The following is a 14,060-nucleotide window of genomic DNA, read 5'->3' on the forward strand; positions in this document are numbered from 1 at the left end:
TGAAAGAGAAGGAAAATCAGCATGGCTGCCACTGAGACCCTCGCCGCCGTCTCCGGTTCCCTCGGCTCCATCGGTTACGGCCTCGCGGCCATCGGCCCCGGCATCGGTATCGGCATCATCTTCGGCAACGGCACCCAGGCGCTGGCCCGTCAGCCCGAGGCGGCCGGTCTGATCCGTGCCAACCAGATCCTCGGCTTCGCCTTCTGTGAGGCGCTCGCCCTCATCGGCATCGTTATGCCGTTCGTGTTCGGTCAGTAATCAGTTACTTACCGGCACGTATCGACGAAAGGCACTGATGTGATCGCCCACCTGGTTCAGCTGGCGGCTGAGGAGAAGCAGAATCCCCTCATCCCGCCCGGCCCCGAACTGCTCGTCGGCACCATCGCCTTCGCCATCGTGTTCTTCTTCTTCTGGAAGAAGCTGCTTCCGAACATCAACAAGGTTCTGGAGGAGCGCCGCGCGGCGATCGAAGGCGGTATCGAAGAGGCCGAGGCCATGAAGGTCGAGGCCCAGAGCGTTCTGGAGCAGTACAAGGCCCAGCTCGCCGAGGCCCGGCACGAGGCCGCGCGTCTGCGCCAGGAGGCGCAGGAGCAGGGCGCCGCGCTCATCGCCGAGATGCGGGCCGAGGGCCAGCGGCAGCGCGAGGAGATCGTCGCCGCTGGTCACGCCCAGATCGAGGCCGACCGCAAGGCCGCCTCGTCCGCGCTCCGCCAGTACGTCGGCAAGCTCGCCACCGACCTGGCCGGCAAGCTCGTCGGCGAGTCCCTCGAGGACTACGCCCGTCAGAGCCGCGTGATCGACCGCTTCCTCGACGACCTCGAGGAGAAGGCCGAGGCCGCGCGATGAACGGAGCGAGCCGCGAGGCCCTGGCAGCCGCACGCGAGCGTCTCGACGCGCTGACGGACTCCACGTCCGTGGACGCGGCGCGACTCGCGGACGAGCTGGCGGCCGTCACCGCGCTGCTCGACCGCGAGCCCGGCCTGCGCCGGGTCCTCACCGACCCGGCGCAGCCCGGCGAGGCCAAGGCCGAGCTGGTCCAGCGCCTGCTCGGCGGCCAGGTCAGCGGCACCACCGCCGACCTCGTGGCCGGCATGGTGCGGTCCCGCTGGTCGCAGCCGCGCGACCTGGTGGACGCGCTGGAGGAGCTGGCGAACATCGCCGACCTCACCGCCGCCCAGCGGACGGGCACGCTCGACGACGTCGAGGACGAGCTGTTCCGCTTCGGCCGGATCGTCTCCTCGAACACCGAGCTGCGTGCGGCGCTGACCGACCGTGCCGCGAGCACCTCGGCCAAGACCGCGCTGCTGCACCGCCTTCTCGGCGGCCGGGCCACCGTGACCACCGAGCGTCTGGTGACGCGCCTCGTCACCGCGCCGCGGGGACGTAGCCTGGAAGCGGGACTGGAGTCCCTGTCCAAGCTCGCCGCCGAGCGCCGGGACCGTATGGTCGCCGTCGTCACCTCGGCGGTACCGCTGAGCGACACGCAGAAGCGGCGCCTCGGCGCGGCCCTCGCGAAGCTCTACGGCCGCCAGATGCACCTGAACCTGGACGTGGACCCCGAGATCCTCGGCGGAATCAGGGTGAAGGTCGGCGACGAGGTCATCAACGGCTCTCTCGCGGACCGGCTCGACGAGGCCGCCCGCCGCATGGCGAGCTAGCAGCAACTCAACAACAAGACGTACACGACGGCCCTGGTTGGGCCGTGCAGAGGATTCACCTCTTATTGGGGGGAGTCCCCATACCCCCCAAGTGAAACTTCGGGCCCAACAAGGAGAGCAGGGAACCCAGATGGCGGAGCTCACGATCCGGCCGGAGGAGATCCGGGACGCGCTGGAGAACTTCGTCCAGTCGTACAAGCCGGACGCGGCCTCGCGCGAGGAGGTCGGTACGGTCACCCTTGCCGGCGACGGCATCGCGAAGGTCGAGGGCCTGCCCTCGGCCATGGCCAACGAACTGCTGAAGTTCGAGGACGGCACCCTCGGCCTCGCCCTCAACCTCGAGGAGCGCGAGATCGGTGCCATCGTCCTCGGTGAGTTCAGCGGCATCGAGGAGGGCCAGCCGGTCACCCGCACCGGCGAGGTCCTGTCCGTCGCCGTCGGCGAGGGCTACCTCGGCCGTGTGGTCGACCCCCTCGGCAACCCGATCGACGGCCTCGGCGAGATCGAGACGTCCGGTCGCCGCGCCCTCGAGCTGCAGGCCCCCACGGTCATGCAGCGCAAGTCGGTGCACGAGCCGATGGAGACCGGCTACAAGGCCGTCGACGCCATGACCCCGATCGGCCGTGGTCAGCGTCAGCTGATCATCGGCGACCGCCAGACCGGCAAGACCGCCCTGGCCGTCGACACGATCATCAACCAGCGCGACAACTGGCGCACCGGCGACCCGAACAAGCAGGTCCGCTGCATCTACGTCGCCATCGGCCAGAAGGGCTCGACCATCGCGTCGGTCCGCCGCGCGCTGGAGGAGAACGGCGCGCTGGAGTACACGACCATCGTCGCCGCCCCGGCGTCCGACCCGGCCGGCTTCAAGTACCTGGCGCCGTACACCGGTTCGGCCATCGGCCAGCAGTGGATGTACGAGGGCAAGCACGTCCTCATCGTCTTCGACGACCTCTCGAAGCAGGCCGACGCCTACCGCGCCGTGTCCCTGCTGCTGCGCCGCCCGCCGGGCCGCGAGGCCTACCCGGGTGACGTCTTCTACCTGCACTCCCGTCTGCTGGAGCGCTGCGCGAAGCTCTCCGACGACATGGGTGCCGGTTCGATGACCGGTCTGCCGATCGTCGAGACCAAGGCCAACGACGTCTCGGCGTTCATCCCGACCAACGTCATCTCCATCACCGACGGCCAGTGCTTCCTGGAGTCGGACCTGTTCAACGCCGGTCAGCGCCCCGCGCTGAACGTCGGTATCTCCGTCTCCCGAGTCGGCGGTTCCGCCCAGCACAAGGCGATGAAGCAGGTCTCCGGCCGTCTGCGTGTCGACCTCGCCCAGTTCCGTGAGCTGGAGGCGTTCGCCGCCTTCGGTTCCGACCTGGACGCGGCGTCGAAGGCGCAGCTGGAGCGCGGTCAGCGCATGGTGGAGCTGCTGAAGCAGGATCAGTACCAGCCGATGTCCACCGAGGACCAGGTCGTCTCCATCTGGGCCGGCACCACCGGCAAGATGGACGACGTGCCGGTCTCCGACGTCCGCCGCTTCGAGCGCGAACTCCTGGAGTTCCTGCACCGCAAGCACCAGGGCCTCATGACCTCCATCAGGGAGGGCGGCAAGATGTCCGACGACACCCTGCAGGCCATCGCTGACGCGATCGCGGAGTTCAAGAAGCAGTTCGAGACCTCCGACGGCAAGCTGCTCGGCGAGGACGTCCCGGCCGCTGCCGCCAAGTGACGTAAGGAAGGGACCTGACTCATGGGAGCCCAGCTCCGGGTCTACAAGCGTCGCATCCGATCCGTCACCGCGACCAAGAAGATCACCAAGGCGATGGAGATGATCGCCGCCTCGCGCGTCGTCAAGGCGCAGCGCAAGGTGGCGGCCTCCACGCCGTACGCGCAGGAACTGACCCGCGCGGTCACGGCGGTCGGCACCGGTTCGAACACCAAGCACCCGCTGACCACGGAGGCGGAGAACCCGACCCGTGCCGCGGTCCTGCTCCTCACGAGCGACCGCGGTCTCGCCGGGGCCTTCAACTCCAACGCCATCAAGGCGGCGGAGCAGCTGACCGAGCGCCTGGAGCGTGAGGGCAAGCAGGTCGACACGTACATCGTCGGCCGACGCGGTGTCGCCCACTACAACTTCCGTGAGCGCAAGATCTCGGAGTCGTGGACGGGCTTCACCGACGAGCCTTCCTACGCGGACGCCAAGACGGTCGCGGCGCCGCTGATCGAGGCCATCGAGAAGGAGACGGCGGACGGCGGCGTGGACGAACTCCACATCGTCTACACCGAGTTCGTCTCGATGATGACGCAGACGGCGATCGACTCCCGGCTGCTTCCGCTGCGCCTCGACGAGGTCGCCGCGCAGGCCGCGCCCAAGGGCGAGATCCTGCCGCTCTACGACTTCGAGCCCTCGGCGGAGGACGTCCTCGACGCCCTGCTGCCGCGCTACGTGGAGAGCCGCATCTACAACGCGATGCTCCAGTCGGCCGCTTCGAAGCACGCCGCCACGCGGCGCGCGATGAAGTCGGCCACCGACAACGCGGGCGAGCTGATCAACACGCTCTCCCGTCTTGCCAACGCGGCCCGCCAGGCCGAAATCACCCAGGAAATCAGCGAGATCGTCGGTGGCGCGAGCGCCCTGGCCGACGCGACCGCGGGGAGTGACCGATAAATGACCACCACTGTTGAGACCGCGGCGGCCACGGGCCGCGTCGCCCGGGTCATCGGCCCGGTCGTCGACGTGGAGTTCCCCGTCGACGCGATGCCGGACATCTACAACGCCCTGCACGTGGACGTCGCCGACCCGGCGAACGCGGGCGCGAAGAAGACGCTGACCCTGGAGGTCGCCCAGCACCTGGGTGACGGCCTGGTCCGCACCATCTCCATGCAGCCCACCGACGGCCTGGTCCGCCAGGCTCCGGTGACCGACACCGGCACGGGCATCACCGTCCCGGTCGGCGACTTCACCAAGGGCAAGGTGTTCAACACCCTCGGTGACGTGCTGAACGTCGACGAGCAGTACGATGGCGAGCGCTGGACCATCCACCGCAAGGCGCCGAACTTCGACGAGCTCGAGTCGAAGACCGAGATGTTCGAGACCGGCGTCAAGGTCATCGACCTGCTGACCCCGTACGTCAAGGGCGGCAAGATCGGTCTGTTCGGCGGCGCCGGCGTCGGCAAGACGGTGCTCATCCAGGAGATGATCTACCGCGTCGCCAACAACCACGACGGTGTCTCCGTGTTCGCCGGTGTCGGTGAGCGCACCCGTGAGGGCAACGACCTCATCGAGGAGATGTCGGACTCGGGCGTCATCGACAAGACCGCGCTGGTCTTCGGTCAGATGGACGAGCCCCCGGGCACCCGTCTGCGCGTCGCGCTGGCCGGCCTGACCATGGCCGAGTACTTCCGCGACGTCCAGAAGCAGGACGTGCTGTTCTTCATCGACAACATCTTCCGCTTCACGCAGGCCGGTTCCGAGGTCTCCACCCTGCTCGGCCGTATGCCGTCCGCGGTGGGTTACCAGCCGACCCTGGCCGACGAGATGGGCCTCCTCCAGGAGCGCATCACCTCGACCCGCGGTCACTCGATCACCTCGATGCAGGCGATCTACGTCCCCGCCGACGACCTGACCGACCCGGCCCCGGCGACCACCTTCGCCCACCTCGACGCGACGACGGTTCTGTCCCGTCCGATCTCCGAGAAGGGCATCTACCCGGCCGTGGACCCGCTGGACTCCACGTCCCGGATCCTGGACCCGCGCTACATCGCGCAGGACCACTACAACGCGGCCATGCGCGTGAAGAGCATCCTGCAGAAGTACAAGGACCTGCAGGACATCATCGCGATCCTCGGTATCGACGAGCTCGGCGAGGAGGACAAGCTCGTCGTCCACCGTGCCCGTCGCGTGGAGCGCTTCCTGTCCCAGAACACCCACGTCGCCAAGCAGTTCACCGGCGTGGACGGTTCGGACGTGCCGCTGGAGGAGTCGATCGCCGCGTTCAACGCGATCTGCGACGGCGAGTACGACCACTTCCCCGAGCAGGCGTTCTTCATGTGCGGTGGTCTCGAGGACCTGAAGAAGAACGCCAAGGAGCTGGGCGTCTCCTGACGCTCTCTCCGGAGCTCTGAGCTCACCGTGAGCCCTGTGCTCACACCGAAGGGGGCGGGCGCGTCCCGCCCCCTTCCGCACGCCCCCTAGAATTGACCCCAACACCCGGCACAACCGCCGGGTGGTGACCCGAGGAGCCTCCCTTGGCTGCTGAGCTGCACGTCGAGCTGGTCGCCGCCGACCGCCAGGTCTGGTCCGGCGAGGCCACCCTGGTCGTCGCGCGCACCACGTCCGGCGACATCGGCGTCATGCCCGGTCACCAGCCGCTGCTCGGTGTGCTGGAGTCGGGCCCGGTGACCATCCGTACGAGTGAGGGTGGGACCGTCGTCGCCGCGGTGCACGGCGGTTTCATCTCGTTCGCGGACGACAAGCTGTCCCTGCTGGCCGAGATCGCCGAGCTGTCGGACGAGATCGACGTCCAGCGCGCGGAGCGGGCGCTCGAGCGCGCGAAGGCCGAGGCCGACGCCTCCGCCGAGCGCCGCGCGGACGTCCGGCTGCGGGCGGCGACGTCAGGACGCTGACCAAGCACGCCATGTGCTGACGTCACTCAGCCGCGGCTGGTACCGGATCGCTCCGGTACCAGCCGCGGCTGAGGCCGATGTGGGTGTTTTTTCCGTTCCGTTACCTAGGAGACGAGGAGGTCGGTGCCGATGATCCTCGCTCTGACTGTGTGCGGGCTCGTGGTCGTGCTCGTGGTGGTGGGACTGTTCGTCTTCGGCCTGCGACGCAGACTCATCCAGCGCTCGGGCGGCACCTTCGACTGCAGCCTGCGCTGGGACGTACCCGAGAAGCCCGACGCAGGCGGCAAGGGCTGGAGCTACGGCGTGGCCCGCTACAGCGGCGACCGCGTGTCGTGGTTCCGGGTCTTCTCCTACGCCCTCCGCCCCCGCCGCGTCCTGGAACGCTCCGCGATCGAGGTGGCGGGCCGCCGTCTTCCCGAGGGCGAGGAGGAACTCGCCCTGCTCTCCGACGCCGTGATCCTCGCCTGCCAGCACCGCGGGACCCGTCTCGAACTCGCCATGAGCGAGGACGCGCTGACCGGTTTCCTCGCGTGGCTGGAGGCAGCCCCGCCTGGGCAACGAGTGAATGTGGCGTAGCCACATTCACTCGTTGGTCGGGGATCCCCCCGGACGAAGTCTGGGGGGTGTCAACGTTGCTTCATGTGCAGCGGTGAGACCGTTACGACAGACCGCTGCTGATGGCGCTCACCAGCTCACCGTTGCCCGTGTCGCCGCTGAACTCCCAGAAGAACGCGCCGCCCAGACCCTGGGTCCTGGCCCACGCCATCTTGGTGGCGATGGTGGCCGGGGTGTCGTAGGACCACCAGTTGCCGCCGCAGTGCGCGTACGCCGTGCCCGCGATCGTGCCCGTGGCCGGGCAGGACGTCTTGAGGACCTTGTAGTCCTCGATGCCCTGCTCGTAGGTGCCGGCCGCCGGGCCCGTGGCCGTGCCGCCCGGGGCGTCCTGGGTGACGCCGGTCCAGCCGCGGCCGTAGAAGCCGATGCCGATGAGCAGCTTGCCCGCCGGGACGCCCTTCGCCCTGAACTTGGCCATCGCGTCGGCGGTCGTGAAGCCCGCCTTGGGGATGCCCGCGTACGAGGTGAGCGGGGAGTGCGGGGCGGTCGGGCCCTTGGCGTCCCACGCGCCGAAGAAGTCGTACGTCATCACGTTGTACCAGTTCACGTACTGCGCGGCGCCGGCGTAGTCGGCGGCGTCGATCTTGCCGCCGTCGGAGCCGTCGGCGGTGGTGGCCGCGGTGACCAGGGCGGAGGAGCCGAACTTGGCGCGCAGCGCGGCCATCACGTTCTTGAACGCCGCCGCTCCGCTGGTGTCGCAGGTGAGTCCGCAGGCGTTGGGGTACTCCCAGTCGATGTCGATGCCGTCGAACACGTCGGCCCAGCGCGGGTCCTCGACGAGGTCGTAGCAGGACTGGGCGAAGGCGGCCGGGTTCTTGGCCGCGTCCGTGAAGCCGCCGGACCAGGTCCAGCCGCCGAAGGACCACAGCACCTTCAGGTTCGGGTACTTGGCCTTCAGCTGGCGCAGCTGGTTGAAGTTGCCGCGCAGCGGTTGGTCCCAGGTGTCCGCCACGCCGCTCACCGACTGGTCGGCGGTGAAGGCCTTGTCGTAGTCGGCGTAGGAGTCGCCGATCGCGCACCTGCCGCCGGTGACGTTGCCGAAGGCGTAGTTGATGTGCGTGATCTTCGACGCGGAGCCCGACGTCACCAGGTTCTTGACGTTGTAGTTGCGGCCGTAGATGCCCCACTCGGTGAAGTAGCCGAGCTTGACCTTGCCGCCGGTGGGCGGGGGATTGGTGCCGCCGCCGGTGGTGTGCACGGCGACCGCGGCGCTGACCGGGCCGGTCTGGTCGGCGGTGTCGCGGGCCTGCACGGTGTAGGAGTAGTCGGTGCCCGCGGTCAGGCCGGTGTCGCCGTACGAGGTCGTCGTCACGGTGGCGACCTTCGTGCCGTCGCGCAGGACGTCGTAGTTCTTGACGCCCTTGTCGTCGCTGGCCGCCGGCCAGGAGAGCTTCACCGAGGTGTCGGTGATGTCGGAGGCGGTCGGGTTGCCGGGGGCTGAGGGGGCCGCGTCGCCGGGGACGGTGGTGCCGTCGCAGCTGTCGCCGTTGAGCCGGCAGTTGGAGGGCGATCCGGAGCCGGCGCCGTTGAAGCCGAAGGAGACGGAGGCGCCGGGGGCGATGGAGCCGTTGTAGGACTTGTTGCGGGCGGTCCAGTGGGTGCCGGAGGAGGTGACGTCCGCGTCCCAGGCGGAGGTGACGGACGTGCCGGAGGGGAAGTCCCACTCGACCGTCCACGAACTGATGGTGCCGGTGCCGGTGTTCTTGACGGTCCACTGGCCGCCGAAGCCGGTGCCCCAGTCGCTGGTCTTGGTGTAGGTGGCGGTGGCGGTCGCGGCCGCCTGGGCGGGGGCCGCGAGGCCGACCAGTCCGGCCAGCGGGAGCAGCAGGGTCGCGAGCCCTGCCGCGGCTCTGTGTGCGAAGCGCATGGTGCGCCTCCTTGGTGGGGAGTGGGTGGGGGCATGACTGAGCCATCAGGCCCGCAGTGCCGCGAGAATAGAAAGGTCTGGACCATAGGTCAATAGGTCTGGACCACTACCCTGGTGGCGGGCCTGATCACCAACTCCCTTACCGGCGCGCCGGTTTGGAGGTACGGGAGAGAGGGGGTCCGCTCAGCGCTCCCCGCCCGGCACCCACAGCACGTCCCCGGTGTCCTTGTTCGCCGTGCGCGCGAGGATGAACAGCAGGTCGGACAGGCGGTTGAGATAGGTCGCCGTCAGCGGGTTCATCAGCTCGCCGTGCGCCTCCAGCGCCGCCCAGGTGGAGCGCTCCGCGCGGCGGACGACGGTGCACGCCTGGTGGAGCAGGGCCGCGCCGGGGGTGCCGCCGGGGAGGATGAAGGAGCGCAGCTTCTCCAGCCGCTCGTTGAAACGGTCGCAGTCCGCCTCCAGGCGGTCGACGTAGAACTGCTCGACCCGCAGCGGCGGGAACTCGGGGTTCTCCACGACCGGCGTCGACAGGTCCGCGCCCACGTCGAACAGATCGTTCTGTACGCGGGTGAGGACCTTGACGACCTCCTCGTCGAGCGCGCCGAGCGCGATCGCCGTGCCGATCACCGCGTTCGCCTCGTTGGCGTCGGCGTACGCGGCGATTCGCAGATCCGTCTTGGCGACCCGGCTCATGTCGCCGAGGGCGGTCGTGCCCTTGTCGCCTGTCCTGGTGTAGATGCGCGTCAGATTGACCATGTGACCAGCGTAGACGCCCCCCTCGCGGACGCCTCCCGGCACCGGCTCCCAGGCGTACCGGAGCGGCCGCAACACGCGGTCCAGTGCGGACGATTGGGACGTGACGGGTGTCTCACGCGCTGAGACAGTGACACGCATTACTTACGGTCCTCAAGGGAGCCGGTGGGCGCTAATGTCCGCCGAGAGGCTGAGTAAACAGCCTGTAAGCGCTCGTGCAGTCGTTCAAAGGGGAGTCTGAGTGGCACGGAAGCTCGCCGTCATCGGGGCCGGCCTCATGGGGTCCGGCATCGCCCAGGTCTCCGCGCAGGCGGGCTGGGACGTCGTCCTGCGGGACGTCACCGACGAGGCGCTCAGGCGCGGCACCGACGGCATCAAGACCTCGTACGACAAGTTCGTGAGCAAGGGCAAGATGGAGGCGCACGCCGCCGACGCCGCCCTCGCCCGCATCACCGCGACCACCGACCTGGACGCGGCCGCCGACGCCGACGTCGTCGTCGAGGCCGTCTTCGAGAAGCTCGAGGTCAAGCACGAGATCTTCCGCGCCCTCGACAAGATCGTGCGGCCGGACGCCGTGCTCGCCTCCAACACCTCCGCCATCCCGATCACCAAGATCGCGGCGGCCACCGAGCACCCGGAGCGGGTCGTCGGCGTGCACTTCTTCTCGCCGGTGCCCATGATGCAGCTCGTCGAACTCGTCCGCGGCTACAAGACCAGCGACGAAACCCTGGCCAGCGCACGGGAGTTCGCCGAGTCGGTCGGCAAGACCTGCATCGTCGTCAACCGGGACGTGGCCGGCTTCGTGACGACCCGTCTGATCTCGGCCCTCGTCGTCGAGGCGACGAAGCTGTACGAGTCGGGTGTCGCCACCGCCGAGGACATCGACCTGGCCTGCAGGCTGGGCTTCGGGCACGCCATGGGCCCGCTCGCCACCGCGGACCTCACCGGCGTCGACATCCTGCTGCACGCCACCGGCAACATCTACACCGAGACCCAGGACGAGAAGTTCGCTCCGCCGGAGCTGATGCGCCGGATGGTTGACGCCGGTGACATCGGGCGCAAGAGCGGGCAGGGCTTCTACAAGCACTGAGACTGCCCCAGACTCCGCCGGTCTCACCCTTCAGGGTGAATTCGGTATCGGTTCGCTTACAAGCAGCAACCGCACTGCCACGGAAGCAGTCAGACGTTGCACAGCCACCGTCATGGAGCAGCCAGCCACCGCACTCTCGGGGAGCGCATATGTACATCAGGGGCGACCACGCCGAGCTGGTCGTCGGGGGGCGCCTCGACGTCCGCAGCGCGGCGGACGCCCGTACGGTCCTGCACTCGGCGGTCGACGACGGCGCAGGAGACCTGGTGCTCGATCTGTCCGAGCTGGACTCCTGGGACGCCACCGGGCTCGGCGTGATCATGGGTGCCCACCGGCGGGCCGGCCGCTGCGGCCGGCGGCTGGTGCTGCGCGGGGTCCCGCCGCAGATGCAGCGCCTGCTGGTGGCCACCCGGCTGCACCGGATCCTGGCCATCGAGGGCGGAATCGGCGTGGAGTCCCTGCCCCGCGTGTGAAACCGGGCGCCGTCGCGTGTGCAGGTCCCGTGAGGGTCGCCGCGCGGGGCGCTCGTACGAGTGTGAAGCGGGCGACGGGGGAGACCCGGGCGCAGGTCGGCGAAACGTACGTCACGTGCAATCCTCACGAGACTGTGACGTCTCGGACCGCGCGGTACCCCGGACTGTCGTAGATACTGTGCCAAGGTTTAGGGTTCGGCTGCCCGCTGCCTAGCAACCCTCGAGCGGGCCCGGACCAGAAGCGACAGCGCGGTGTGCGAAAACGGCCGGGAGGGCTTGCAGAGCACACGACGCTTTTGGGGGGCTTGGAACCTATGGACCCGATCACCCGGGGACCCGAGGGCATGGGCCACGACGGCGACGGCCACGCGCCGCGCCAGCGCCCGCCCAGGGAATCCCTCGCATCCGATTTCGGCCAGCACGCACCGGCCGCCCAGGTGCGCACGGTGCGGCTCGTCACCGGCGACTTCCTGCTCACCGTCAACCCGGTAGACGGTAGCGAGATCGAGGCCTGTCCGCCCGGAGAACGCCCGAACCGGCCGCGGAAGTACACCGCCGCCGAGCGCGAGGAGATCGAGCGCGCGGCCAGGCCGCCCGTCCCGCCCGGACCCACGCGGCCCCCGCTCGCCCTCCTGGAGCGCCAGGACGAGCGCGAGCAACTGGTCCGGCTGCTCGCCCGCGGTCGCTCCGTGCGCCTCACCGGCCCCGCGGGGTCCGGCCGCACCAGCCTCCTCGACCTCGTCGCCGACGACTGCGGGGACCTCGCCCCCGACGGCGTCGTCCGCCTCTCCGGCTTCCGCCGCACGGTGGGCGACCTGCTGTACGACCTGTTCTCCGCCGTCCACGACGCGCCCCTGCACCGGCCCGGCCGCGACGAACTGCTCGACTGCGTCCGCGAGATCGGCGCGGTCGTCGTCGTCGACGACGTCGAGTTCGGCGGCGCCGCGCTGGACGAACTCTTCGAGGCCGCCCCCGAGTGCGCCTTCCTGCTCGGCGCCACCCCGGACGTGCCCGCGCCGTCCGCCGAAGCGGCCGTCGAGGAGGTCGTCCTCGGCGGACTCGACCGGGCGGCCGGTGTCGAGCTGCTGGAGCGCGCGGTCGGCCGCGTACTCACCGAGGAGGAGTCGAACTGGGCGGGTGACCTCTGGTTCGAGTCCGAGGGCCTGCCGCTGCGCTTCGTCCAGGCCGGCGCCCTGCTGCGCCGGCACGACGAGTTGCGGGCCGCCACGAACGCCGTCGACGAGTTCGGCGTCTTCGAGGACGCTCCGCCCGCCGACACCCCGGTCGACGGCGGTGACGGCGACGACGTGCCGCTGCCCTCGCTCGGGGAGGCCGCCGCGCCCGCCCCGCTGCTCGCCGCCCGGCTGAGCGCCTCGGCCCGCGCCACGCTGCGGTTCGCCGTCGCGCTCGGCGGCGAGGTGCCGCACCAGGCGCACCTGCCCGCGCTGGTCGGCGACACCCACGCGGACGCCGCGCTCGGGGAGCTCGTGGGCTGCGGCCTGGTCTCCCCGGTCGGCTCCCGCTACCGCCTCGCCGTCGGGGTGCCGGCCCAGCTGGAGGGCGCCGGGTACGCCGACGACATCCAGGAGCAGGCCTTCGCCGCGGCCCGCCACTACACCTGGTGGGCCGGGCACCCCTCCGTCACCCCCGAGCGGGTGGTCGCCGAGGCGGACGCCGTGCTCGCCGCGCTGAGCGTCCTGGTGCCGGTGGCCTCCCCGAGGCCCTCGGCCTCCTTCGAGAAGACCGGATCCCCGTCGGCAGGATCCCCCTCGGCCGGCGAGGACGAGCCGAGCGTCGCCGTGCGACTGGCCCGCACGGCCGCGCCCGCGTTCGCCGCGGGGCTGCACTGGAGCGCCTGGGAGCGGGCGCTGCGCTCCGGCACCGAGGCCTCCCGGCTCGCCGGAGAGGTCGCCGAACAGGCTTACTTCCACCACGAGTTGGGAGTCCTCGCGCTCTGCGAGGGCCGGCTGGACCGGGCCCGGGCCGAGCTGGAGGCCTCCATCGGCCTGCGCGGCGCCCTCGCCGACAAGCGCGGCACGGTCGCCGGCCGCCGCGCCCTCGCCCTGGTCGCCGACCGCTCCGGTACGTCGCTGGGCCTGCCCCTGCCGGGCCTGGCCGCGACGGCGGGCGAGGAGGTGCCCGACGCGCGCACCGAGGAGTCGGCGTCGCCTGCCCACGGTGTCCCCGCGCCCTTCCCGGCGCTCCAGCCGCCCCGCGACGACGCGTCGCTGGTGACGTTCCGCTCGCCGTCGCCGGGTGGGTCCTCGTCGTACGCCTCGGCTGCGCCGGCCGCCGCGAAGGGCGGGACCGGCGTCAAGGGCGTCGCCCGGCGCAACCTGGTGGCGGTCGGTGCGGGCGCGCTGCTCGCCGCCGTCCTCGGCACCGTGGTGACGCTCGGCGCCACGTCCCACAACGACGCCAACGACCCCTCCGGCAAGGTCGACGTCAACCCGTCGGCCAGTCAGGGCGTGGACGACGGCGGCCTGGGCGCCGCCACGCCGGCGCGGGGCGACGCCAACAACGGGGACACGGGCACGGCGACCAGCCGCCCGACGGGTCCGGGCCCCGACGGCACGTACGGCACGACCGACGACCCGGCCCCGCCGGCCGGGCGGGCCCGCCCGTCGGACGACCCGACCGGGACGCGGAAGCCGGGCGGCGGTGCGTCGGCCTCCCCGTCGAGGTCCGCGACGACCAGGACGCCGACGTCCCCGAAGCCGAGCAGCTCGCCGTCGAAGACGCCGAAGCCGAGCACGTCGCCGTCCCCGACGGGCACCTCGCCGTCGCCGTCCCCGAGCCAGTCGTCCACGACCAGCCCGTCGACGTCGGACTCGGCCAGCGGGCCGGCGTCCGCGAGCGCTCCGGCCACGTCCAGCTCCTCGGTGGGTGCCTCCGAGAGCGGTGCCGCCGTGTCCCCGAGCGGTTCGGGCGACACGGTGGTCTGACGTCCGCGCCCCAGCACCGGCACCGGGGACCGGGTCCAT

General features: G+C 70.4%; 13 protein-coding genes. 11 read left to right on the plus strand and 2 right to left on the minus strand.

The window, feature by feature from the left end; genetic code table 11:
- Window positions 1-21: 21 nt before the first annotated feature.
- The 8 genes from atpE to ACF1A5_RS29915 all read left to right on the plus strand — a co-directional run bounded on the left by atpE (window position 22) and on the right by ACF1A5_RS29915 (window position 6,854).
- A complete protein-coding gene (gene atpE, locus ACF1A5_RS29880) occupies window positions 22-258 on the plus strand; it encodes an ATP synthase F0 subunit C (protein WP_159535807.1) in 237 nt (78 codons plus the stop codon).
- A gap of 39 nt (window positions 259-297) precedes the next feature.
- A complete protein-coding gene (locus tag ACF1A5_RS29885) occupies window positions 298-846 on the plus strand; it encodes a F0F1 ATP synthase subunit B (protein WP_392195994.1) in 549 nt (182 codons plus the stop codon).
- Window positions 843-1,658 carry a F0F1 ATP synthase subunit delta gene (locus ACF1A5_RS29890; RefSeq protein WP_392195995.1) on the plus strand — a complete coding sequence of 272 codons (816 nt, stop codon included), beginning with the start codon at window positions 843-845 and terminating at the stop codon, window positions 1,656-1,658. Before ACF1A5_RS29885 ends, ACF1A5_RS29890 begins: the two co-directional genes overlap by 4 nt.
- 130 nt (window positions 1,659-1,788) lie before the next feature.
- Window positions 1,789-3,381: a F0F1 ATP synthase subunit alpha gene (gene atpA, locus ACF1A5_RS29895; protein WP_392195996.1), complete on the plus strand. Its 1,593-nt coding sequence runs from the start codon at window positions 1,789-1,791 to the stop codon at window positions 3,379-3,381.
- Window positions 3,382-3,402: 21 nt separating this feature from the next.
- Window positions 3,403-4,320 carry a F0F1 ATP synthase subunit gamma gene (locus ACF1A5_RS29900; protein ID WP_356192012.1) on the plus strand — a complete coding sequence of 306 codons (918 nt, stop codon included), beginning with the start codon at window positions 3,403-3,405 and terminating at the stop codon, window positions 4,318-4,320.
- On the plus strand, window positions 4,321-5,757 hold the full coding sequence (atpD, locus tag ACF1A5_RS29905; protein WP_392195997.1) for a F0F1 ATP synthase subunit beta: 1,437 nt from the start codon (window positions 4,321-4,323) through the stop codon (window positions 5,755-5,757).
- Window positions 5,758-5,900: 143 nt separating this feature from the next.
- Entirely contained in the window at window positions 5,901-6,278 is a 378-nt protein-coding gene (locus ACF1A5_RS29910) for a F0F1 ATP synthase subunit epsilon (RefSeq protein ID WP_392195998.1), read from the plus strand.
- 129 nt (window positions 6,279-6,407) lie between these two features.
- Window positions 6,408-6,854: a DUF2550 domain-containing protein gene (locus ACF1A5_RS29915; protein WP_392195999.1), complete on the plus strand. Its 447-nt coding sequence runs from the start codon at window positions 6,408-6,410 to the stop codon at window positions 6,852-6,854.
- Window positions 6,855-6,936: 82 nt separating this feature from the next.
- On the opposite strand, the gene ACF1A5_RS29920 is transcribed toward ACF1A5_RS29915, so the two are convergent.
- Together ACF1A5_RS29920 and ACF1A5_RS29925 are read right to left on the minus strand one after the other, a co-directional pair.
- Window positions 6,937-8,760 carry a glycosyl hydrolase family 18 protein gene (locus tag ACF1A5_RS29920; protein ID WP_392196000.1) on the minus strand — a complete coding sequence of 608 codons (1,824 nt, stop codon included), beginning with the start codon at window positions 8,758-8,760 and terminating at the stop codon, window positions 6,937-6,939.
- Window positions 8,761-8,943: 183 nt separating this feature from the next.
- The gene (locus ACF1A5_RS29925; protein ID WP_392196001.1) at window positions 8,944-9,516 is read right to left on the minus strand and encodes a cob(I)yrinic acid a,c-diamide adenosyltransferase; all 573 of its coding nucleotides are present in this window, start codon (window positions 9,514-9,516) and stop codon (window positions 8,944-8,946) included.
- A gap of 238 nt (window positions 9,517-9,754) precedes the next feature.
- On the opposite strand from ACF1A5_RS29925, the gene ACF1A5_RS29930 reads away from it, so the two are divergent.
- The 3 genes from ACF1A5_RS29930 (at window position 9,755) to ACF1A5_RS29940 (ending at window position 14,021) form a co-directional block, all read left to right on the plus strand.
- Window positions 9,755-10,603: a 3-hydroxyacyl-CoA dehydrogenase family protein gene (locus tag ACF1A5_RS29930; protein WP_392196002.1), complete on the plus strand. Its 849-nt coding sequence runs from the start codon at window positions 9,755-9,757 to the stop codon at window positions 10,601-10,603.
- A gap of 149 nt (window positions 10,604-10,752) precedes the next feature.
- Window positions 10,753-11,076 carry an STAS domain-containing protein gene (locus ACF1A5_RS29935; protein ID WP_261707178.1) on the plus strand — a complete coding sequence of 108 codons (324 nt, stop codon included), beginning with the start codon at window positions 10,753-10,755 and terminating at the stop codon, window positions 11,074-11,076.
- Between the two features lie 314 nt (window positions 11,077-11,390).
- Window positions 11,391-14,021 carry an ATP-binding protein gene (locus ACF1A5_RS29940; RefSeq protein WP_392196003.1) on the plus strand — a complete coding sequence of 877 codons (2,631 nt, stop codon included), beginning with the start codon at window positions 11,391-11,393 and terminating at the stop codon, window positions 14,019-14,021.
- Window positions 14,022-14,060 lie beyond the last annotated feature (39 nt).

This window comes from Streptomyces sp. NPDC014864, assembly GCF_043081525.1.
Taxonomy (GTDB): domain Bacteria; phylum Actinomycetota; class Actinomycetes; order Streptomycetales; family Streptomycetaceae; genus Streptomyces.